This window comes from Hydrogenophaga sp. T2 (genome assembly GCF_049843535.1).
Classification (GTDB): Bacteria; Pseudomonadota; Gammaproteobacteria; order Burkholderiales; family Burkholderiaceae_C; genus Hydrogenophaga; species Hydrogenophaga crocea.
Genome location: NZ_JBBHZJ010000003.1, coordinates 539,503 through 560,279 on the forward strand (window position 1 = coordinate 539,503; position 20,777 = coordinate 560,279).

Consider the following 20,777-nt stretch of genomic DNA (forward strand, 5'->3'; position numbering starts at 1 on the left):
TGAACTTCTGAGACATCAATATGCCACTTGCAATCATTCCTAGCCCTGACGCTGCCCCAACCCCTGTAGTGCCCACACGGAGCTCCACGCATACCAAGAGTTCTGACTCGCACGAAGCCGTAGAGGCGCTTGAGCGCTTCAAGCAGGCGCGCGTTCGTCACCCTGCACTTCAAACACTCCTGAATGACCTCCTACGCCACATCCACTCACCTGATGGGGAAAGCATTCTTGTCCTTACCGGCGTCACTGGAGCTGGAAAGACCGCTGCCAGTGAGGCGCTCCAGGTAGCGCTTCTCAACGAGTTTCGTTCTGACATCGAGGGAAACCCGGGAATCATTCCGGTTGTGACCGTCGAGGCTGGGCAAAGCGGCGACATGAAGCAGGGCTTCAAGGGGCTGTATAGGCTGGCGTTGACCAAACTGCACGAGCACGACCCAGACAGCGGAGTAGCGGTTGTCCGCAAGGAGGGGCACCTTTGGCTCAACGTTCATGGCCGTCGAACGACTGAGGGCATGCGCAATGTGCTCGAGAGTGCATTGCGCCATCGCCAGACCAAGGCTCTGGTCATCGACGAGGCGTCGCACTTGCTTTCCATGGCAAGGTCAACTGCGGTGATGGACACACTCAAGAGCCTGGCCAACACCGTCGGCTGCAAGGTCGTGCTCATTGGAAGCTTCGACCTTCTTGACATCATTGTCCAGAGCGGACAAGTCTGCCGGAGGACCAACATCTTCGCACTGCAGCGCTACAAAGACACGGCAGACGACCGAGCTGCATTCAAGTTTGTCATCCAGAGGCTGATGCAAGCCTGGCCTTGTGAGGCGGTCCCCGCCTTTGATGCAGTGAGTGACGAACTCCAAGAAGTCACCTTCGGTGCCGTCGGGCTGCTCAAGAACTTGATGACAAACGTTCTTTCACAACAACTGGAGGCGGGCGGTGTTTTCAGTCCTTACATGTTGCAGAACGCAGCGAAGGCCGCTGCGCTGCGTGAATCCATCCGCGAGGAGATTGAGGCGGGCGAAGCAAAGTTGGCAACATCAGCCTACGGTAGCGGGGCCTGGACTGAGGCGGCATTCGCCAAGATGACGCTCAAGATGGAGGGTTGAGGCAATGACGAGCATGTCACCTCGCACGCTGCTCTTTCCAATGGCCGTAGGCGGCTTGGGAACCGCCCAGGTCGAAAGTCTGCGTAGCCTAGTTGAGCGCATTTCTTTGGCGCATCACCGCACGACGCGTCAACTCCTGAGTTACCTCTTCCGCTCGTCCTCCGATGGAATGAGTGCTAGCGCACCGTCCGAGATTACCCGTACATGGTGCGTCCACACAGATAGCGAGCTGGGGCGTGTATTGATTCACAGACTGCAAGTGGCGACCGGCCAGGCCTTGGCTACGACGACGTTGGCCAGATTCGGTGGCCCCCTTTCACTTTCCAACGTTATCCACCTCAAGAAGTCGGGGAAGGTGCGGTATTGCCCCATCTGCCTAGAGAACGACCTTCTGGAGCAGGAGATTCCCTACGGTCGGCTTCTTTGGGAACTCCGAGGCGTCAGCTGCTGCCCGCTCCACGGGGTTCAGCTGCATTCATCCACTGGCTGCGGTGGCGTGGGTGGTAAGCGCATCGCTCTTCAGAGCAGGCCGCGCGCTATCGGCGTGTGCCCTGATTGCGGTAGCGTAGGGCGTCGATGCGAGACACCCATTCTCATCAAGGCAGGCTCTGTCGACTTGGCCATCGCCCACAGCATTTCAAAGGTTCTTGCACTCAGCGAAGAGGAGTGCGAACTTGTCACCGGTCCGGCTGTTCGCGAGGGAATCAAAGCTGTGGTGGACTGTCGCTTCGAGGGAAACACGATTGCGGCGGCGCGAGCTGCAGGAATAGGGAGGGGAAGCATCTGTACTTGGCTCAAGAAGCACACATCTGTCGGACTTGCGCCTCTTGTACAGCTCAGCATCGCCGGCGGGGCAGATTTGTCTGCAATGCTTGTGGGCCGCTTCGTTTCGGCTGACGTACATGCGACCGCGGTTGAACTCAAGAACCGACTTGGACGGACCTACTTGCGTAGCTCAGCTACCGCGGATGAGATGAGGCAACACCTCTCCAATGCACTGGAATGCGATGAGGCACCGTCATTCAAGCGCGCAGCATCTGCACTGGGCGTCTCAACAGAGGCCTTACGTGCGGCCGCTCCCGTGCTAGCGAAGGCACTTGCAGCCAAGCACCGGGTTCAACGCGAAATCCGCAGTGGAGATGCATATTCCCATGCGTTAAGCGTGTACATGCAAGCACGTAGTGCCTTGCTCAGCAGAGGCAAGGCTGTGAATCAGAAAAGCCTGCAGCTTCATTCAGGCCTGAAGGCGAGCCTCGGCAGGCATGGGCCGCGCTATCGAGCAATGCACGACGTGCTCTCGGACCCAGCAAGATTCGAGCTGCCCAGCTGAAAAGTTCAAGAGAAATATGCCACCAAAAAGAAACGGGGTGAGCCCTTCGGCCCACCCCGTTCTGTTTGGCATCAAGCACTTAGCGCTGTGTCAGCTTGCGATTCTGTCAACCATACCTTGTCGTTTTGCGACAAAGCTAGCTGGAATCAACATTCGATGACCAGCTGGCACTGGGTTTGTTTGGTTGCGGAGGCAAGATTTGAACTTGCGACCTGGGTTATGAGCCAGTAGATCTTGATGCGTATACCCATCGAGATTAACTGGTGTCTCGTGTAGGTGGTGCCCTGAGCGGAGTGACACCACAAATTTCTCTTTGAAAATCATACATCTTTTCGGCCAACCCTGTCACCCTCCGATGACAACATGTGCGCCCGACGCAGGCCGCTCCGCGACAGTTGTCATCCTTCTTCAACAAAGTAGCCCAGGAAAGCACGTCGACATGCCTCTCCAGGCATGACCGTTGGGCACACCACCGCGGCAATCTCCTTAGCGCTTTCGACACCATGCCGGCCCAGGCTCGGCGAGGCCAGGCAAGAGTTCAGTCGTCCAAGGACGAGAGTGAAACCAGGGCAACCAGCTCCGGAAAAAGCTCGGCGTGCCATTTCCGGAGATAACCCTCGACAGCGGGATTCCCGATCAGCTTGCTGACATATCCCTTGGCGACAACAAGATTCAGGACATCGTCAGCGTAGGTCTGCTCGATCATTCGATACCGGGCCCGCAAGTTGGCCGTCTCCCGCTCAATCTGTCCAAGTTGAGCCTCGGTTGCCATTCGCGGCGAGCGTCGGGGGGAAACAAGCATTTCGTCCTGAGTTGCTGCCAACAATGCCTTGGCGTAGTGCACGGTCGAGCAGTTCGCTGCCACCATCATCTCCGCACACTCGATTTGCCGGGTTGGCTTCATTTGCCGCAGCGCCTTTGTCACCCCCGGGGAAAACTCCCGGTCGCGCAGCACGTGCAATGCCTCCGCGCACACCCCCTCCAGCAGGTGCAGCTTGGTTGCTATGGCACTCAAGTCCACGGACAGAGCGCGCGCCAGCCTTTCAGGTGAGACGCCTCGATCCACGGCCCGCCGAATCATCCAGTGCTCCTGGATCGTGGAGAGCCGGTTGACGCGCTTGTTGTAGGTGTAGGACTCGTCGTCGGTCGAAATCAAACAGGCAACCGTCTCGTGCCCCAACTCCCTCAATGCGGCAAGGCGAAGGTGCCCATCGAGCAACGGGTGCTTGCCGGATTGCCGGTCAAGTGCTGCCACCACCAGAGGCTCGATCAGCCCGACCTCCCGGATCGAGGCAACCACTTTGCGAAACTTTGGCGATTGGACAACGGTATCGGCGAATACCTTCAGCGGGAGCAGGTTGTCCAGCTTGACCTCCACGATCTTGGGCAGAAACCCGAGGCTCACCGCCTTCATTTTCGACCTCCCGCGTGGGCGGCATGGATCTTCTCAGCCAGGTACTTGGGAAGCGTCTCAAGCCCCTCCGCACGCAACAGGGTCACGAAATTCTCATCCGCCAGCAGTTTTCTCATGGCGCTGGTAACAATAAGCAGGCGCTCCTGGACTTGCGTGCCTTTGCGCACAACGATGCGCTGTCGATCAACTTCCTGTTGGTACGTTCTGACCAAGCTATGGGTCGTCACCGGTGGGTGACCACTTGAGCCTCGCCTCGTGTAGGTCTTTCCAAACAATGCGCGTTGCTTGATCACCTTGCGCACCTCAAGCAACTGCCTGCCGCGCAAAACACCGGAGTTGTATGCCTCGTGCAGTGTCGTCTGCAGCGCGGCGTCGTCATCGCCGGCGTCCACGATATCTATCGCCGCACGCATCGGCAGCGTCCCGCATTCAACCGCGGCGAGGATTCGGTCTTCCCCCTGGCTGATCAGAAGCACCAGATCCTTCACGTACTCGCGAGACAACCCCGTCTTTCTGGAGATCTCCGCTATCGCGTACCCTTTCGAATGCAGGACCCGAATGCCCGTCAGCAACTCGATGGGGCGATACCTGCGCCGAGCAAGGTTCTCGGCCAGGCTCATGATGAAGGCATCCTCTTCGCTGACCTCGATCACGATTGCCGCGATCTGTGTCTCTCCGAGATGGGCAACTGCTTTCAGCCGCCCTTCGCCGCAGACCAACTTGAAGCACTCCACTCCATCGGAGTCCAGCGCAGACGTCACGGTGATGGGCTTCTTCAAGCCAACGTCTCGAATGCTTTGAACGATCTCCGCGAACACCTCGGAATTTCGCTCGCGCGGGTTGAGCACGGCAATTCTGGCGATGGGTATCACCCGAACTTCCTTGCCGGCGACTGGTCGGCTCATGCGAGTTTGCGCAGATGTATCTGTGCCCCCATTTGCCACAGATAGTCGAGGTTGTCGAAGCGATAGCCCTCCAGTTCGAAGCGGTTCTGATCCGCGAACCGAAGCTTGTGCCCGGAGAAGTCCAGGCGTGGCAGCAAGTAGTAGTCCAGCGGTTGCTCATTGGTCGAGTTCAGGCGGACTGCGACCGTGATATCTGGATCAAGCCCGGTATCCAGACGGACCATCCATGAGTGCTTGCCGTTTTGCGTGCTCTCGCAGCGCGAGAGCACCATGGACAAGGTGAACTCCCCGTTGATCGCGAGCAAGTCCGTGCACGAATCTCGAACGACACGGCCATGCAAGCTCTCGATCATCTGAGTCGTTTGCTCCACAACTTGCGGATGCAGTCGCCTCAGCACCTTGTTGATCTCAAGGTAGCGGTAGTCCCTGAGCGGTTGAAATCCGACCAAGCTGTACGCGCGTACAAGGCTGCCAAACCGCGACGAGTACGCAGACGCGGGAGGCATTCCATCGGTCTCGTTGATCACGAATCCCGAGAGATAGCCCTTCTGCTGAAACAGCGCGCGAAGCCGTTCAAGCAGCTCTTCGTCGGAATAGCGCCGATAGCGCCCACGGATGATTCCCTGGGCCGTATAGAACGTCTCCTTGTCCACCAGAGATTCAAACGCTCCCTCCTTGCGGATCCACATCTCAGGCGCGTTGACCACATGCAGCTTCTTGAGCTTGAACGAGGTTCGATTGAACAAGTTGTTGCCGATGTACTTTTCGTTGGTCAGGACACCATGTACTTGCCCTCTGCTCCAGGATCCCCCGCCTTCCGCAGCGACACCCGCGCTATTCAGTCGATTTGCGATCTCCCGCTCGGTCAGCCCATGCTCGATGAACCAGGTGTAGATGCGCTTGACCACATCCACCTCGGTCTGCGGCCCCGGCCTGAGAACGACCCGATCGGTTTGCAGGCTCTTGTGCTCACCCCGGGAGAGCTCACCTTTTGCCTTGCCGGATTGATCCAGAAGCACGCGCCGCAACCCATAGCCTGCTGTGCCGCCCTGGCGATACCCCAGCTCGATCAATCGGCACTGGCCCGCAAAGACTTTTGATGAGAGTTCTCGGCTGTATTCGCCTGCCATCGCCCGCTTCACGCCTTTGACGATGGTGGAGACAGGAGAGCCGTCGTTTTCGAACTGTTCGGCGCAATAGACGACCTGAATCCCGGCGCGCTTGCAGATGTACTCGTAGTAGGCACTTTCATCCGCATCCTGGAAGCGCCCCCATCGACTCACGTCATAGACCAGGATGACCTTGAAATCGGCCGTTCCCGACTCGACCGTGTTGATCAAGGCTTTGAGCGCATCCCGTCCATCGATCCGAAGTCCGCTCTTTCCCTCATCTGCAAACGTGCGCACCACTCGCAGACCACGGTGATGTGCATACGCCAGGATCTTGTCGTGCTGGTTATGAGTGGAGTACTGCTGATGCTCCGTGGACATCCGTACATAGGCGGCTGCCGGTGTCCATTTCTGCGGAGGTGGCGGATCGTCGTGCTGCATGGCGGCTCTTCCGAAAGTCGATATGGGAGCTCCATACACCGCAAATCCACCTTGCTCCAGAGGTGGCAAGCGCCTTGGACGGTAGCAGTTGCACACAACACGGCCTATGAAGTCGTCTATTTGCGCTCGCTCTATGAAGACGTCTGACCATCGCCCAGTTCCAGCCGAACGAACAGCGAGATGGCGGCGAAGTCACCGAGAGGAATTTCAACCGCGAAGGAGGCGTGTCGAGTTCGTGATGTGGTGGCCTCAGCAGACCGTTGTGAGGACGCGTCCTCACGGGCAATCGCTGCCATTTGCCGGAACAGGCCAGCGATATCGCTTTCACTGAGATTGCCTTCCACGCGACGCGCGCGATAACTTCGCCAGTAGTCCGGGTTGCGCTTCGCCCAGGCAGCGCTCGCTTTTGCCTGATTGGCTGCGTAGTCCGGATCACTCTTGCGCTTCGTCCTCTGCCAAAGTAGCTTTCTCTCCCTCTGACAGTCCTGCTTGGCGCAAAACGCCTGACTCGGACTCTGCGGTCTCACTTGAAAAAGCTCACCGCAAGCGCTACACCATCGCTCTTTCATCAATGGCCTCCACAGCTTGGCTATCCGCTGACGCGTGAATTGCGTTGCCTGAATAACCGCGCCTTGAGAATGCCTTTCAACGGCAACAAATGGCGCTCCTGTGGGAGGCCGTTTCGGGTGTCGCGCTGGGGAGCTTTTGTGGCAACGGCCGCCACCTGAGGCAAGTCGCACCCGTGGAGGTTTCCATGCGCGCTGCTGCATACGTCCGCATGTCCACAGATCAGCAAGAGCTCTCGATCGGGACACAGCTCGCCGCCATTCAGGCGTACGCACAAGCGAACGCGATCAGCGTCGTGAAAACCTACGAAGACGCTGCCAAGAGCGGGCTTGGCATCTCCAAGCGTGACGGCATGAAATCCCTGCTCAGGGATGTGATGGACGATCCACGCCCGTTTGACATTGTCCTGGTCTACGACGTCAGTCGCTGGGGGCGTTTTCAGGACATCGATGCTGCCGCCTACTACGAGTACACCTGCCGCTTGCATGGTGCTCGGGTCGTCTATGTGCAAGAAGCGTTCGGCAGCGATCACGAACCCATGACCGCGCTGCTCAAGACACTCAAGCGTGCGATGGCGGCTGAATACTCAAGGGAGCTGGGTGTAAAGAGCCGAGCTGGACAAGACAGAGCCATTCAGCTGGGGTTTCAGATGGGGCATTTGCCGTGTATGGGCTTGACCCGGGTGGCCATCGACAAGGACGGCGTGCAGCGCCCTCTGAGCAGGGGCCAGCGCAAGTCCATGCAAAGCGAGCGTATCGCCTGGGTGCCCGGTCCGATTCCGGAGGTGGATCTCGTGCGTCGGGTCTTCGACATCTACACCGGTGAGGGCGGAACCATCAAGGGAACCGCGAGGCAACTGCGTTTTGAGGGCAGGACGACGCCAGACGGGCGCCCATTCACCGCATCCATGGTCGACACGATGCTGCGATGTGAGGCATACGCGGGCAATTTTGTCTGGGGTCGAGAGCGATACGTTGCCGGGACAAGGTCCAAGCGCAGACCGGAGACCAGGGCTTCGAACGTGATCGAACGAGTTGTGCCTCAGGACCTGTGGGAGCGCGCGCAGGGCAGGCTGTGGGAACGTCGACGACTGCGGCGCGACAAGGAGCAACTGCTGCAGGTGCTTCGCGAGCGGCTTGCCGAGAACCCGACACTCAATGCTCTGGATCTCGAGGGCCTTGGTCTGCACTCAAAGAAGGCCTACACAAATGCTTTCGGCTCGGTCTCGCGCGCACTGGAGCTTGCAGGGCGAGATGCCAAACTTGTTCGAGCGCAGCATGAGCAGAGCAAGGTCACCGGTAGGCAGATCGGTGATCGGCTGGAGTGCGACATCAAGTCGTTGCTGCTCGACGCTGGCATTGCGTGCCGGATCCACCCTCGTAGCCGTGTACTCATCGTTGGGGAAGATCTTCGGGTTCGGCTTCAGCCAATCTGGCCGAGAACGCTGCGCGGGGCCTCCTGTTGGCATGTCTTCAAGAGAAGGCGGCCGATGACGCATGCCGTCTTGTTGGCACAGATGGACGCGGGCCCTGTGGTGCGCGCTTTCGTGCTATTGACGCCTGAGGCCTACCGTGGTGCTCCTGCATGGTTCTCTCAGGAGGTGCCAGATGCCTTGAGCCCCTTGAAGTCGGCTGACTTGCTGCTGAGCGCACTGCGCTCTTTTCTAGAGAGACCATCAGGAACAGTCTTGCAAGGCGAGCGCTGCATTACCTAAACGTCGCCTTCCCGTGGCTCATTCTTTTGCTCCTGCACGATCGCAAGCGCGATCTGCACGGAGATTGTTTCTGCAGCCTGCTGCCAAGACCAATCACGCGGCATGCATTCGATGTCCACGGCCTCTAGGGCCAGAAGCACCCGCTCCTCGATGATTTCGCGAGCCCAGGTCAAACGCTCGCGTTCGAGGCTGAGGCCCTTGGCGATGCGATGCGCCAAGACCACGTCATTGGCCAGCCGAAGGCGGCTGCGCAACTCGCCCACGTCGATGCTGGTGACATCCATCACGCGATTCTGACGCCAACGCCGGCTGCGGTTCCCTCGGGATCGCCTCAGCGGGCAACCTTGCTTCAAGTCAGGTGCGGACTGAATTCAGCCCGAAACCGGCTGACTTCATGTAACTCCCTTGGGTTCGTGTGAATCAGATATCTGATTCACAAGGTTCTCATACTTTCATCGTATTCTGCGTATAGCAGTTCTTTCTTACTCAAGTTGCCGACGTGGGCGCCGATAGCCTGAGGAGTGACATCAATCCCTCAGCGATGCAGCCCACGCCCCACTCCCTCCACCTGTGCCTCGCTCGCCCGGCGAAGCACACGTCCGCACCAGCAGACATCGTGATCCCGCCTTGCGCCCCGGGGAGCCACCAACCGCGTGCAGACGCCAGCGCGTGTGACATGTGGATAGGTCAGCGCTTGGCAGCTGACGTGGTCGCGCCAGGCAGTGGCCCTCATGCGAGAAAGACATGAGAACCAGCGCACCACTCGATTCACAGGACCCGACGCGAAGCGACCTTGCGTTGCCAAGTACGGTCACGGCAGCAGTTCTTCAACGGGGACCGCCACACACCGACCTAGTACCGATGCCTACGAATGATTCGCCAGACCTGGTCCGGTACACGTCCACCGAGCACGACACGTCGCACGTCCTCATCAACCCCACCAGCGGATTGATTCGCGACGCCAAAGGCAAGAGCCAGGACGTCCTTGGCCAGATCACCAAGCTCTTGCGTGCACCGAAGGCTCAGCCCTGTTCGCTTGAAGTTTGCGAGGCACTACTTTCTGGGCTGCGCGAAATCCAGGAGTTCCTAATCGTGCGATCTCACGCCGTCGATGAACTGATTGCGGCACTTCAAACATTGGCCGACTCGATTCAAGACAAGTTGGGACAGGAATACACGTCGTCGCTGGCCAGCCTTAAGGGACTGCGAAGCAAGCACCCCGTTTGGTGTGCCCTCGCCGATGAAGGATTCGTTCGCAACGGAAACTATGCCAAGCGCTTGTACATCGGCTGCGCGTCAGCTCTGGCGATTTCCACCGGAGAGCCTGTTTCAAAAAGCCTTGCCCAATATGCCGCGAGTCTTCATCGCCTCGAGTACTTGGACCGGCGCCAGTTACGGCTAGTCCTTTCCACAAATTCGGGGCCAGGACATTCAGAGAACGGTGAGTTTCATGAAGACGTCGCTGCGCTGCGGCGCATTTGGGCCAAGGTCATCAAGGTGTTCGGGAGCACTGAGCCGCCACCTCCGCAGACCACCGACGAGCGCGTGCGTGGGCAGATCTTGAGTGCGGCTTTGAACGCGACTTCCCGCCATATGGGCGGGGCAGCACACCATCGCCTGTTAGGTCCCGATCAGTTCAACAAGGCTCTATCGAGGATCGTTGCCGAACTTGCTGTCGACAATTTGGAAGGTGCCCTGGGATTTCTGGTGATGCGGACCGGCTTATCGATCGACGTGGCAGGCGCGCTGCCACTTCGTCGAGAGCCAGTTGCCGATGGTCGCTCCTTCATCGACGTCGATCAAGGTGTTGCAGTAGTAGACCTCAACGTCATCGCCAACGAGGCGAGCAAGCCGTTGGTCGGATCGATTCCCGCCGGCCACCGCTTGAGGGTTCATTTACCCATCACCTTGCAGAGCCATCTGAAAGCCCGACTGCAGGTTCATTCCAACGCACAGAACCTGGCCGAGCTTTACCCCGAGTCACGGGTTCCCGAGAGCCGCGCACGCATCTATCCCAGCAGAGACGAACTGGAGCCGTCGTGGGCGCGTTTGCGCTACTCCTTGGGGTGGATGCTTCGCAACCAGGGAATCAACAAGCTGCATGCTGCGTTTCTGAGCGGCGACTTCGCGATCATCCCGAGGTCCAAGCTGCACTACGCAGCCGTTTCGGCACAGGAGTGGCATGTTTTGCAGCAGTGGCTACATGAAAAACTGGGCTTTGACGAGCCGGTAGCTCATCAGCTAGCAACGGAACTAGGCATCGGTTGTGCGGTGGTACCTCGAATCGAGAACGTCCGCCTACATGACGCACTGCTGGTTGAAGCCGTCACCCGAGCTCGTCCGGCCAAAAACACCACAGTGACGGCTTTGCTAGCGTTTCACAACGCTTTTACCAAGCTCACCGGATGGCGTCTTGCCGTCCTGCTTGCACTGCGCGAACAGCGATCGATCGACCTGGACGCAAGCATCGGCGATGTCACTTCTAGCTGGGTAGCAATACACGATAAATCCGTGAGGAGCGACCGCGGACATCAGCCTGTCGCGCTATCCGGCTTCGCGGCGATGTGCGTTCGCCTCTACAAGTTGCATTGTGATGCGATAGCAAAGCGCATCGAAAAAACGATCCCCACAGGAACGCCTTTCACAAGGTGGTGCCGCTCAGTAGCAGGAGGACAGAACGTTCGCCTTTTGTCACTGGTTCTCGATGACCAACAAGTGCATGTACTTCGCTCAAGTGACTTTACGGGTCCGCAGTGGCCGGGCTACGTGCTCGCCCCGGATTGCGGGAGAAAAATCATGGAGCACGAACTCAGGAATCACGGGGCTCGATCGAGTGACGTCGACGCACATCTTCGCCACTTTACGCAAGGTCAGCAGCCAGCAAGTCCATTCGATCCCTCCGTGATGAGCACCATCGTTCGACGCATAAGCATCGTTCAGCAAAAGGTTGCCGTCTCGATATTTAGGTCCCCGGTTGTAGGTCTGAGCAAGGGTTTCTTGAGAGTCGAAGCACTTGAATTGGGCTGCCGATGAGCATGTCTGCGTTTAGCGCGCACTGGCCCCCCGGGGCGCCCGTTCGCCTCAGGCAGCTGCCTGGCACTGTGACTTGGGAATTCCTGCCGCATGCCGAGCAAGCCATCGCACGCTTCTCGGGACTTATCAATGAAGTGCTTTTTCGGCGCAACGAAGCCACATCCACGGGATCCGATCTCGGGCTGCTGGCCGCGCGGTTGGTCTGCCTTGATGGCCTGCGACCTGAAACGTTGCCACTACTACAGGAGTTCAGATGCACTCCCTATCGCTGCGGCGATGCCACCGCGCTGGAGTGGCCCGAGGGCCCAGTGAAGCGCCTGGAGCGCCGCTTCCTTCACCCGATGACGCTGGCACTATGGCCGCGTCTATCGGTGGTGGTCGGGAATCGAACCACATCGTCCTCGACACCCCCATCCCAAGACCCGCAGGATGACTCCAAGCGTCACGATGTCATACGTCTACTTCCACTCGGCGATCTGCTTCTCGCTCTGGCATCTTGGCTGTCCAAGGTAGGGCTGTACAAAACCAGCAGATCTCAATCAATCCTGGAGCAGTTGTCAGCCGACCAGATTGCCTGGTGGAGTGTGCACCTGCCGGGACCACTCTTTGCTCATTGCACGCTCACCCTCTCATTCACCGCCCTCGAGAGAAGTGCCTGGGGGCGCCTACTGGCGAAGCACGCGCTGGTCCATCGTCCCGAGGAGTTTGAAGCGGTCGACGATGGGATCCTTGATACCACGACCAATGAGCCTGGTGAGCGCACCTTCCAGTTGCTCGAGCAAATCGATGCGACGCAAGGAATCGGGTACGACCTTGCCGAACTAAGGTCGATGCTGGAAATTCTCAAAGAGGACCACCCTTCGGGCATTGATGGGCTCACGAAGCGGGTCTGGATTGAGGGCCTTCAGCGAATGCCGCTCGCCCGGATGGGGGTGAACCCTGTCACAGTGGCACTGGCTGGCTGGATTTGCCACATGTGTGAATTGGGCACAGTGACCAAAGCCAATCCTGCCGTCAGCACGCTGCGCCAGTATGTTTCTGCAGTATTGCTTGCGCTGGGCAAAGCAATGGCGGGGCGAGACGAAGCTCCGGAGGACTGGCAAGCCGATCAGTTGCTGGAGGTCTATCGCTGCGTCTACCGCGAGACAACAAAGGGCAGGCGCCCACAAGCCCTCGCTGCGCTTCACAGCATGCACGAGTACCTGATGGAGGCGTTCGACATCGAACCACTACCTGGCTTGATCGACTCGGTTCGCTCGGATCTCGTGGGTGGCTCAGACGCTTCGCTAGCGGAAAAGCCCAGTATCAATCCAGTCTCGAAGGTCGATTCTGCCGATGGGCGAATACCGGCGCGGGTGATGGCAAACGTGATCTGGGATCACGAAGTCGACTGCTGCGTCGAGCGTTGCAAGCAGGCTTCCGACCCGCGACTCGGGCGCATCGCCGCCGTCATGATCGCCATTGCCCGCGAATGCGCAGTTCGAAACCAGGACCTCTCACGCTTGGTATTGGCCAACGTGAGTTTCCTGGCCGACTCACGGGGCGCGTACTGCAGCATTGAAGTCGTGCGACATGCCGCACGGGGTCGACTCAAGACAGAGTTGTCCCAGCGCCGCCTGACCGTTCGTGACTCACGATCTCTCAAAACCATACGGGAGTGGGTCGATTTTCGCCGCCTTGAAACACAGAACAGCAAGGCCTACCTATTCGGCGAGTCCAACAATGACAAGAGTCGATACCGCTCTGCTGCCACACAAGCCTTCCTCAATCGCGTAGTCAAACTGGCGACGGGGTACCGCCGTTCTCGCATGTACGACCTGCGCCACACAGTCGTTAGCACGCAAGTTTCGCAAGCCCTGATGTCCAGCGCATGGGTTGACGCAAACCCGTTGGAAATCATCGCAAGCGAGGCCGGCCATGCATCCCCCCTTACGACGATAAGAAGCTACTCGCACCTCTACGAACAGGCGCTTCGCATGAACCTTGATATCGCGCTTGAGTCGGTTGTCAACGCCAGCAGTCAGGAAATGGCGAATGCGCTCGCCACGATCACCATGCAGGGCCGATCACTTAAAGGGAACTCACTCGTTCAGGCCGCGAAACGGCGGGATATCGGCTTGCCCTCCCTATGGCGAATGCACATGGAGGCAGCAACGCACGCCTTGCCGATCGAGACGGCACAAGATCCTTTTGAGTGGGCGCCGCCGGCTGCATTGAGCGCGTCGCAACGCGCCAAGCCTCAGACACCGGTCCACCTGCTGGCCGATGCGCTGGCGCGCATGCAGCGAGGGGAGAACCTCGAGGCCATTGCTCGGGTGATCGGATTGCCAATCGATCGCATGTCTGTACTGACCGATCGCCTACATTCCTGGGCGTACACACTCTACTGCCGCCAGTTCCCACGCAAGACGGCGCACGCTCGAACGCCCATCGATCTCTTGCAATGCCTTGAGTCCATGCACATCAAAGCTGCAGGCGCGTCCGCTGACTTGTGGTCGCCGCTCTCACGACATTTGGAGGGGTCAGTGAATCGTGCAAGCATGCAGGCCATCATCACGTACTGGGAGAACGCGGCTCGCGGCGTGTACCTTGCTCTATCTCCGCCTGCGAACCCGCGCCCCCTCATTGCTCTTCTTGTCTCCGGTGGTCTCGCAAGGGGCCATCTCCGCGTCGTGGCTCAAGTGCCAAAGCATGACCACTCTGCGCCTTTTCCATCAACCACTTCAACCGACGGATCGCTTCCTGAAGGGTTGAGGAAGGACAAGACCATAGGCAGCGTGATCGACGTCTTTCGTCAAGAAGCGAACTTCAATCCGTGGATCGAGACAGTCGCCCATCGCGGCGATAGACCGAAGATGTACCTGCGGATCAATCCGCATCCAGCCAAGGATCGCGCCGCTTCATCCGCTGACGCAACTGCAACTCTGCGTGCGTGGCTTCTTGCCATCAAGGCTCGCCTCCTTCTCGACGAACTTGAAGACGCTTGATATGACAGAACACTACTTGTTCGCTCAACGATTGATGGCAGGCAACGGTCTCACCGTCAGTGAAACCGATTGGGAAGACAGAAAATCGGATTTCCTGGAGGACCTTCGAGCGCAGTTCCCGCTTGAGGCCCTGCAGGCCAGCGAGTTGCGGTTCGACTATGAAAACTCCCCTGAGGGAAGGATATGGATCCGGGCATTCCTCCAGTCTTCATCCCTGTTCGGATGGACTGACAAAGACGCCTTCTCCGAGGATGTTCGGCGGATCAAGCAGGCTGCTTTGACCTTGAGGGAGGACTTCGAAGATGCGCTCAAGGGCAGTAGGGACCCTGCACTTGATTCACGACTCAAGAGACGCAGACTCAATATCTTGAAGGCACGTCAATCAGGCACCCTTATGCTGTACACAAGTCGACATGGCGAGGCCATGCCTTTGGATGAAGTCCCCCGCTGGATGCCTCACAGTAGAAAGGTGAAGATCGAATTCAAGGTTGAAGACCTTCTCAAGCGGGGATCGTGCAAAGCCGTTGTCAATTTGACTCACGATCAGTCGCATTCAGCGAAATGGGTAGGGCTGGAGAGATCGTCGACAGTTACCTTGGTTCGCGATCATCAAGCACGTGGATTCGAAGCGGGAAGCATTCTTTGCGAGTCCCTTGAAACGGGCGTTTTGCTCGAGGCAAGCGTTCATCTGGCATACAGTTGGACGGATGGGTCTCTGGGAAAACTGACTCTCCATGAGGTTCCGCGGTACCTTGAGAAGCAAGGCGTCAAACAGTTCCATCACCAGCTTCCTTTGCCCGATCTCGATCAAAGTGTCGATTTCGAAGTCTCCGAATGGGAACGATCTCTCGAGAGTGCGAATAGCGACGGCCGGGATTTCAACCCGCTGGAAGCAGCCTAGCGCGTCAAGCGGCACGTGGCCTTCAAGGGCACACGGAAGAAATGGAAATCACCGCCCAGGCGTCGCTCGCCAGCCATCTGAGTTGACCCGGCACGCTGCGAGCAGATCATCTGCCTTCGCGCTCGACAGTACCAAACGCATTTGGCAATGCGCCGGTAGGCGAAGAGATCCCGCCCGAGGTCTTGTTGATGACCTGCGCCTTGTCCAGCTCATCCAGGATCACGAGCGGGTTGGCGCACTCGCCCAGGCCCAGCAGATCGAAGATCAGCCCGTAGCGAGAGTTGCCCCATGTGATGTCCGAGCCGAGCAGCGCTGGCAATGTCTCGGCCCGGTCCATCGCGTGCTGCAGCGCCTACGCCAGGGCGAGCGCGCGCTGGACGTTTACCGGTTCTGATGCCGGTGGCTCTAGCGGGGCCCGGCGCCGGCGCGGGGCTGGACCCCGTGGCGCGAGAACCCATAACCCCCACAACGGAGCTTCGCCCCCACCCCCATTTCATCGTGGAGCGCCTTGGCTGCGCGTCTGCCCATCCGCGGCCCGGGCCGGCATGCGCATCGGCACGGTCATCGGTATTTACCCTAGTTCTCGAACCAAATCATGGCCGTACAATGACACATCTGTCCATGTCATGGACAACTAGAAGTTTCAGATCCCCAGCAATGAAAGATCCGCGATGACCCAAGCCCCCACAACAAGCCCCCCCCGACTGGCGAACCGCGTGGCGATCGTGACGGGCGCGGCGCAAGGCATTGGCGAGACCTATGCGCGCGCCCTGGCGCAGGCGGGGGCCACGGTGGTCTGCGCCGACGTCCTGGACGCCTCCGGGGTGGTCGGCCAGATCACGGCTCAGGGCGGTCGGGCGATGTTTGTCCACACGGACGTGTCGTCCCGCGAGTCGGTCGAGAAGATGGTTGAGGCCACGCAGCAGTCCTTCGGCCGCATCGACGTGCTGGTCAACAACGCCGCAATCTTCGGCAACCTGGTCCTCAAACCCTTCGAGCAGATCGAGTCGGCCGAGTGGGACAAGGTGATGTCCGTCAACGTGCGCGGCTCGTTCGAATGCGCCCGGGCGGTCAGCCACGTGATGCGGCGGCAACGCTACGGGAAGATCATCAACATCGCCTCGGGCACCGTTTTCAAAGGCACGCCGCTCTTCCTGCACTACGTCACATCCAAAGGTGCCGTGGTCGCCATGTCGCGCTGCCTGGCGCGTGAGTTGGGCAAGGACAACGTCTGCGTCAACACGCTCGCCCCGGGGCTTACCCTGAGCGCCAATGTCAGCGCCAACCCCGACTGGCAAGGCGCGATCGCCGCCGGCATCGTCGCCTCGCGCTCCATCCAGCGCGAGCAGGTGCCGGACGACCTCACCGGCACCTTGATCTACCTCGCCAGCGCCGACAGCGACTTTGTCACCGGGCAGGTGATCGTCGTCGATGGCGGATCGGTCACGCACTGAGAGCGCCCATGAACCTCAGCGCGGAACTCTTGATCAACGGCCGGTGGACGGCGGCCAGCCAAGGCGCCAGCGCGCCCAGCCTGGACCCGGCCGACGGCCGCGACATCGGCCGCTTCAGCGCGGCGACGCGAGCGGACGCCGAGGCGGCCATCGCGGCCGCACGCGCCGCCTTTGAGAAGCCCTCGTGGGCCCAGTCGCCGCGGCTGCGACAGAACGTCATGAACGAATGGGCAGATCGGCTCACGCGCAAGGCCGAGGAACTGGCCCAGCTGCTGACGCGGGAGAACGGCAAGGTCGTGGCCCAGTCGCGCGGCGAAGTGATGGGCGCCATCTCCGAGATTCGCTACTACGCGGGCCTCTCCCGGCACCTTCCGGGCCATGTGCTCGAGGTGGAGCCGGGGGTGTTCTCCACGATGCTCAAGGAGCCCGCCGGCGTCGCCGGCATCATCGTCCCGTGGAACGCGCCGGTGATCCTGCTGATCCGCTCCATCACCCCCGCGCTGGCCGCGGGCTGTACCTGCGTGGTCAAGCCGGCGCCGCAGGCCGCGCTCATCACGGCGGCGGTGATCCGGGAGCTGAGCGAGGTGGCCGGCTTGCCACCCGGTGTCGTGAACCTGTTGAGCGAGACGGGCCATGAGGTGGCGCAGTGGCTCACCACCTCGCCGGAAGTGGACGTGATCAGCTTCACCGGCTCCAACCTGACGGGGCAGCGCATCATGGCCGCCGCCGCACCCACGATGAAGAAACTGTCGCTCGAACTGGGCGGCAAGTCCTGCTGCCTGGTGTTCGAAGACGCCGATGTCGAACGCATCGCGCCGCAATTGGCCACGGCGGCGACGGTCATCTCCGGCCAGCAATGCACGGCCGCTCGCCGGGTGTTGGTACATGCCTCGCGCTACGAGGCCATGAAGCAAGCGCTCGCAGCAGCCCTGGCCAGCATCCAGGTGGGGCCGGGCAGCGCCCCGGGGTCACAGATGGGGCCTCTGATCGACCCGGGCACCGCCGAGCGGGTACAGCGCCGCATCGAGCAGGCCATGGACGACGCCGATGAAGTGATCCTGCGTGGCCAGCGCTTGGGCGGCCCGCTGCTGCAGGGAGGGTTTGTGTCGCCGACCCTAGTGGCGCATCGCGACACCAGCGCTTCGTTTGTGCAGGACGAGGTCTTCGGCCCTCTGGTCGTGCTGGAAAAGTTCGAGACCGAGCCCGAAGCGGTGGCCCGGGCCAACCACAGCGATTTCGGCCTGTCTGCCAGTGTCTGGACCGAACAAGGCGCGCGTGCCTGGCGGATCGCGCGCGCGCTGCGCAACGGCACGGTCTGGATCAACGACCACAACAAGCTGTTCGCCGAAGCCGAAACCGGGGGCTACCGCCGCAGCGGCCTGGGACGACTTCACGGCGCCGACGCGCTGATCGACTTCACAGAAATCAAGCACATCTACCAAAGCGTGGGCGTGCTTGAGTCCCTCAAGGGTTGAACCCACGAAACCGCCCCACCTTGGAAAACCAATAGGAGAGACCGACTTATGTTTCCGAAAAACACTTGGTATGTGGGCGCGACGCCCAACGAGATCGATGGCAAGCCTCTCGGCCGCAAAATCTGCGGCGAGTCCATCGTGTTCTTCCGGGGACCCGACAACACGGTGGCAGCCGTTGAGGATTTCTGCCCGCACCGCGGCGCGCCGCTCTCACTGGGCAAGGTCGACAACGGCAAACTGGTTTGTGGCTACCACGGCCTAGAGATGGGCTGCGACGGCAAGACCGTCGCGATGCCCTGCCAGCGGGTCGGCGGCTTTCCTGCCGTGCGGACCTACCCCGTGGTGGAGCGCTACGGCTTCATCTGGGTCTGGCCCGGCGATGCCAAGGAGGCCGACCCGGCCAAGATCCACCACCTGGCCTGGGCCGATGACCCGGCCTGGTCCTACTGCGGCGGTCTGTACCACGTCAAATGCGACTACCGGCTCATGATCGACAACCTCATGGACCTGACGCACGAGACCTATCTGCACCCGACCAGCATCGGCCAGAAGGAAATTGACGAGACACCGCCCAAGACGCGGCTGGACGGCAACTGCGCCATCACCGAACGCTACATGGAAGGCATCATGCCCCCGCCGTTCTGGCAGGCCGGCCTGCGGGGCAACCACCTGGCTGACGACGTGCCCGTGGACCGTTGGCAGATCTGCCGCTTCTATCCGCCCAGCCACGTGCTGATCGATGTGGGCGTGGCGCACGCGGGCCACGGTGGCTTCCACGCGGACCCCAAGATCAAGGCGTCCAGCACGGTCATCGACTTCATTACGCCGGAAACCGAGTCCTCGACCTGGTACTTCTGGGGCATGGCAAGGAACTTCAACGCGCAGGATCAGGCCCTGAGCGAGCAAATCCGCTCCAGCCTGAGCAAGGTGTTCTCCGAAGACCTCCAGATGCTGGAGATGCAACAGCAGAACCTGGAGCGCAACGAAGGACGCAAGCTCTTGAGTCTGAACATCGATGGCGGCGGCGTGCAAGCCCGCCGCATCATCGATCAGATGCTGGCCGCTGAAAAGGCCGCGGCCTGAGGCCCCAGAAACCACGGATACAGGAGACAAACCGATGAACACACGCCGGCTGGTTCTGACGCGAGGTGCTGCCCTGATCGGCGCCGCTTCCACGGGTCTGGTGCTGCCCTCTTGGGCGCAAGCACAAGGCAGCAAGCTGAGGGTGGGCCTGATGCTGCCGTTCACGGGCACCTTTGCCCAACCCGGCATCGCCATCGAAAACGGCTTCCGACTGGCCTTGGCGCAAAACGGCGACAAGCTCGGTGGTCGCGAGATCGAGTTCTTCAAGGTGGACGACGAGTCCAACCCCGCCAAGGGCGTCGAGAACGCCACCCGCCTGGTGCAGCGCGACAAGGTCGACGTGCTGGTCGGCACCGTGCACTCGGGTGTGCAGATGGGCATTCACAAAGTGGCGCGCGAATCGGGCGTGCTCAACCTGATCCCCAACGCCGGCGTGCACATCGCCACGCGCGCGCAATGTGCGCCCAACGTGTTCCGCACCTCCTTCACGAACGCCCAACCCACCCTGGCCCTGGGCAAAGCCATGGTGGAGAAGGGCCACAAGAAGGCGGTGTGGATCACCTGGAGCTATGCCGCGGGCGACGAGGCCTTCGAAGGCTTCGAGCAGAGCTACAAGGCCGCTGGCGGCGAGATCGTCAAGAAGCTGGCCCTTCCCTTCCCCAACGTGGAATTCCAGGCCCTGCTCACCGAGATCGCGTCCATCAAGCCCGACGCCGTGGCCTGCTTCTTCGCCGGCGGCGGCGCCGCCAAATTCCTGCGCGACTACCACGCCGCGGGCTTGAGCAAGAGCATCCCGCTCTATGGTTCGGGCTTCCTCACCGAAGGCGTGCTCGACGCCGCCGGTGACGCGGCCAATGGCGTACTCACCACGCTCCACTACAGCGACTCCCTGGACACGCCGCGCAACAAACAGTTCCGCCTGGAATACGCCAAGGCCTTCAAGCTGCAGCCCGACGTGTACGCCGTGCAGGGCTACGACGCCGGCCTGCTGCTGGTCAAGGGCGCCAACGCGGTCAAGGGCGACATCAACAACAAGCAGGCACTGTACGCCGCCCTGCGCAGTGCGGAGATCGACAGCCCGCGCGGCAAGTGGAAGATGAGCCCGTCGCACAACCCGATCCAGGACATCTACCTGCGCCGCGTGGAAAACCGCGAGAACAAGGTGATCGGCATCGCCGGCAAGGCCATCGCCGACCCGGCCACCGGTTGCCGCATGGCCTGATCCTTGCGCCATGCTTTCTGCAAGCCGGCGCCCTAG

Annotated in this window: 16 protein-coding genes and 1 pseudogene; 11 read left to right on the top strand and 6 right to left on the bottom strand. The window is 60.3% G+C overall.

The window, feature by feature from the left end:
• Positions 1 to 20 precede the first annotated feature (20 nt).
• From WDZ95_RS09515 to WDZ95_RS09525, 3 genes and pseudogenes are all read left to right on the top strand, one after another.
• Positions 21 to 1,106: an AAA family ATPase gene (locus WDZ95_RS09515; protein WP_166227959.1), complete on the top strand. Its 1,086-nt coding sequence runs from the start codon at positions 21 to 23 to the stop codon at positions 1,104 to 1,106.
• 40 nt (positions 1,107 to 1,146) lie between these two features.
• Positions 1,147 to 1,566, top strand: a pseudogene (locus tag WDZ95_RS09520) (TniQ family protein); the annotation flags it as partial.
• A 156-nt stretch (positions 1,567 to 1,722) separates the two neighbouring features.
• On the top strand, positions 1,723 to 2,436 hold the full coding sequence (locus WDZ95_RS09525) for a hypothetical protein (RefSeq protein WP_240936392.1): 714 nt from the start codon (positions 1,723 to 1,725) through the stop codon (positions 2,434 to 2,436).
• A 538-nt stretch (positions 2,437 to 2,974) separates the two neighbouring features.
• On the opposite strand, the gene WDZ95_RS09530 is transcribed toward WDZ95_RS09525, so the two are convergent.
• From WDZ95_RS09530 to WDZ95_RS09545, 4 genes are all read right to left on the bottom strand, one after another.
• Entirely contained in the window at positions 2,975 to 3,850 is an 876-nt protein-coding gene (locus WDZ95_RS09530) for a plasmid partitioning protein RepB C-terminal domain-containing protein (RefSeq protein ID WP_166227963.1), read from the bottom strand.
• Positions 3,847 to 4,755, bottom strand: a complete 909-nt coding sequence (locus WDZ95_RS09535; protein WP_166227965.1) for a ParB/RepB/Spo0J family partition protein — start codon at positions 4,753 to 4,755, stop codon at positions 3,847 to 3,849. The genes WDZ95_RS09530 and WDZ95_RS09535 overlap by 4 nt, the downstream gene beginning before the upstream one ends.
• A complete protein-coding gene (locus WDZ95_RS09540; protein WP_166227967.1) occupies positions 4,752 to 6,305 on the bottom strand; it encodes a recombinase family protein in 1,554 nt (517 codons plus the stop codon). Before WDZ95_RS09540 ends, WDZ95_RS09535 begins: the two co-directional genes overlap by 4 nt.
• A gap of 131 nt (positions 6,306 to 6,436) precedes the next feature.
• The gene (locus WDZ95_RS09545) at positions 6,437 to 6,874 is read right to left on the bottom strand and encodes a hypothetical protein (protein WP_166227969.1); all 438 of its coding nucleotides are present in this window, start codon (positions 6,872 to 6,874) and stop codon (positions 6,437 to 6,439) included.
• Between the two features lie 185 nt (positions 6,875 to 7,059).
• Here WDZ95_RS09545 and WDZ95_RS09550 point away from each other — a divergent pair, with 185 nt between their 5' ends.
• Positions 7,060 to 8,586 (top strand): recombinase family protein, encoded by a 1,527-nt coding sequence (locus WDZ95_RS09550; RefSeq protein WP_277345045.1) that lies wholly within the window; start codon positions 7,060 to 7,062, stop codon positions 8,584 to 8,586.
• Here WDZ95_RS09550 and WDZ95_RS09555 read toward each other — a convergent pair.
• Positions 8,583 to 8,870, bottom strand: coding sequence for a hypothetical protein (locus WDZ95_RS09555; protein ID WP_166227973.1), 288 nt, complete (start codon positions 8,868 to 8,870; stop codon positions 8,583 to 8,585). The two genes, WDZ95_RS09550 and WDZ95_RS09555, sit on opposite strands and share 4 nt — an antisense overlap.
• Positions 8,871 to 9,447: 577 nt before the next feature.
• On the opposite strand from WDZ95_RS09555, the gene WDZ95_RS09560 reads away from it, so the two are divergent.
• The 3 genes from WDZ95_RS09560 to WDZ95_RS09570 all read left to right on the top strand — a co-directional run bounded on the left by WDZ95_RS09560 (position 9,448) and on the right by WDZ95_RS09570 (position 15,507).
• Positions 9,448 to 11,619 carry a hypothetical protein gene (locus WDZ95_RS09560; RefSeq protein ID WP_425777975.1) on the top strand — a complete coding sequence of 724 codons (2,172 nt, stop codon included), beginning with the start codon at positions 9,448 to 9,450 and terminating at the stop codon, positions 11,617 to 11,619.
• Between the two features lie 68 nt (positions 11,620 to 11,687).
• Positions 11,688 to 14,606, top strand: coding sequence for a hypothetical protein (locus WDZ95_RS09565; RefSeq protein ID WP_166227977.1), 2,919 nt, complete (start codon positions 11,688 to 11,690; stop codon positions 14,604 to 14,606).
• Between the two features lies 1 nt (position 14,607).
• Positions 14,608 to 15,507, top strand: a complete 900-nt coding sequence (locus WDZ95_RS09570) for a hypothetical protein (RefSeq protein ID WP_166227979.1) — start codon at positions 14,608 to 14,610, stop codon at positions 15,505 to 15,507.
• 106 nt (positions 15,508 to 15,613) lie between these two features.
• On the opposite strand, the gene WDZ95_RS09575 is transcribed toward WDZ95_RS09570, so the two are convergent.
• A complete protein-coding gene (locus WDZ95_RS09575; protein ID WP_166227981.1) occupies positions 15,614 to 15,844 on the bottom strand; it encodes a hypothetical protein in 231 nt (76 codons plus the stop codon).
• Between the two features lie 379 nt (positions 15,845 to 16,223).
• Here WDZ95_RS09575 and WDZ95_RS09580 point away from each other — a divergent pair, with 379 nt between their 5' ends.
• The 4 genes from WDZ95_RS09580 to WDZ95_RS09595 are packed head-to-tail and all read left to right on the top strand — an operon-like array spanning position 16,224 to position 20,741.
• Positions 16,224 to 16,961, top strand: a complete 738-nt coding sequence (locus WDZ95_RS09580) for an SDR family NAD(P)-dependent oxidoreductase (protein ID WP_240936393.1) — start codon at positions 16,224 to 16,226, stop codon at positions 16,959 to 16,961.
• An 8-nt stretch (positions 16,962 to 16,969) separates the two neighbouring features.
• Positions 16,970 to 18,436, top strand: coding sequence for an aldehyde dehydrogenase family protein (locus WDZ95_RS09585; protein WP_166227984.1), 1,467 nt, complete (start codon positions 16,970 to 16,972; stop codon positions 18,434 to 18,436).
• Positions 18,437 to 18,484: 48 nt separating this feature from the next.
• The gene (locus WDZ95_RS09590; protein ID WP_166227985.1) at positions 18,485 to 19,519 is read left to right on the top strand and encodes an aromatic ring-hydroxylating oxygenase subunit alpha; all 1,035 of its coding nucleotides are present in this window, start codon (positions 18,485 to 18,487) and stop codon (positions 19,517 to 19,519) included.
• Between the two features lie 34 nt (positions 19,520 to 19,553).
• Entirely contained in the window at positions 19,554 to 20,741 is a 1,188-nt protein-coding gene (locus tag WDZ95_RS09595) for an ABC transporter substrate-binding protein (protein ID WP_166227986.1), read from the top strand.
• The last annotated feature ends 36 nt before the right edge of the window (positions 20,742 to 20,777 follow it).

Bases quoted from the DNA above. Each gene is read 5' to 3' on its own strand.
- WDZ95_RS09515 (WP_166227959.1), top strand. From the start codon at position 21: ATGCCACTTGCAATCATTCCTAGCCCTGACGCTGCCCCAACCCCTGTA.
- WDZ95_RS09530 (WP_166227963.1), bottom strand. From the start codon at position 3,850: ATGAAGGCGGTGAGCCTCGGGTTTCTGCCCAAGATCGTGGAGGTCAAG.
- WDZ95_RS09535 (WP_166227965.1), bottom strand. From the start codon at position 4,755: ATGAGCCGACCAGTCGCCGGCAAGGAAGTTCGGGTGATACCCATCGCC.
- WDZ95_RS09540 (WP_166227967.1), bottom strand. From the start codon at position 6,305: ATGCAGCACGACGATCCGCCACCTCCGCAGAAATGGACACCGGCAGCC.
- WDZ95_RS09545 (WP_166227969.1), bottom strand. From the start codon at position 6,874: ATGAAAGAGCGATGGTGTAGCGCTTGCGGTGAGCTTTTTCAAGTGAGA.
- WDZ95_RS09550 (WP_277345045.1), top strand. From the start codon at position 7,060: ATGCGCGCTGCTGCATACGTCCGCATGTCCACAGATCAGCAAGAGCTC.
- WDZ95_RS09555 (WP_166227973.1), bottom strand. From the start codon at position 8,870: ATGGATGTCACCAGCATCGACGTGGGCGAGTTGCGCAGCCGCCTTCGG.
- WDZ95_RS09560 (WP_425777975.1), top strand. From the start codon at position 9,448: ATGCCTACGAATGATTCGCCAGACCTGGTCCGGTACACGTCCACCGAG.
- WDZ95_RS09570 (WP_166227979.1), top strand. From the start codon at position 14,608: ATGACAGAACACTACTTGTTCGCTCAACGATTGATGGCAGGCAACGGT.
- WDZ95_RS09575 (WP_166227981.1), bottom strand. From the start codon at position 15,844: ATGGACCGGGCCGAGACATTGCCAGCGCTGCTCGGCTCGGACATCACA.
- WDZ95_RS09585 (WP_166227984.1), top strand. From the start codon at position 16,970: ATGAACCTCAGCGCGGAACTCTTGATCAACGGCCGGTGGACGGCGGCC.
- WDZ95_RS09590 (WP_166227985.1), top strand. From the start codon at position 18,485: ATGTTTCCGAAAAACACTTGGTATGTGGGCGCGACGCCCAACGAGATC.
- WDZ95_RS09595 (WP_166227986.1), top strand. From the start codon at position 19,554: ATGAACACACGCCGGCTGGTTCTGACGCGAGGTGCTGCCCTGATCGGC.